The sequence below is a fragment of the Clostridium tarantellae genome, assembly GCF_009295725.1.
In the GTDB taxonomy this organism is placed as follows: Bacteria; Bacillota; Clostridia; order Clostridiales; family Clostridiaceae; genus Sarcina; species Sarcina tarantellae.
In genome coordinates this window covers 1-501 of sequence record NZ_WHJC01000640.1, presented here as the reverse complement: position 1 = coordinate 501, position 501 = coordinate 1, and the positions used below count along the sequence as shown (strand labels likewise).

The window sequence follows — 501 nt, the reverse complement described above, 5'->3', positions numbered from 1 at the left end:
ATCCAGATATCTTTGTTTTAGGGTGAAAAATCATATTTTTAGTACAACTTTAAAATTCTTTATTATTTTTATGTTATATTAATTACAAAATATTTTTATATAAAATTTTAAAGAGGTATTTAAAATGTATTGGTTTAAAGAAAGTTTTAAATTATTTTTTTCTGCTACTAAGAAAGAGCTCCTATCCTTATTTTGTGGTACTTTAGTATTATTAGTAGGATTTCTATTAAATGCTCCTGAATTTAAAATTGGTTATGCTATTTCTATATTAATTTTGTTAACTATGATGTGTAGATATAACTTTGTTGCAGATTTTATAATAGATTCTGATTTGCAAAATCTAAAAAAAAATAAAAAATTTTTTTCTTATATTATAAGCAAGAATATTTTTTCATTTTTATTAACATTTATTATAGTTTTTCTAGTTTTTACAATTAATCTTTTAATTACAAAAACTACATTTAGTCAGGATTACTATTTAAATCTTATATACTGTGGGAT

1 protein-coding gene is annotated in these 501 nt (G+C 19.4%); it reads left to right on the top strand.

All coding sequences use genetic code 11. The features are described from left to right. Positions 1 to 124: 124 nt before the first annotated feature. Positions 125 to 501 (top strand): hypothetical protein (locus GBZ86_RS16725; protein ID WP_152892523.1); only part of this gene is annotated, 377 nt, incomplete at its 3' end.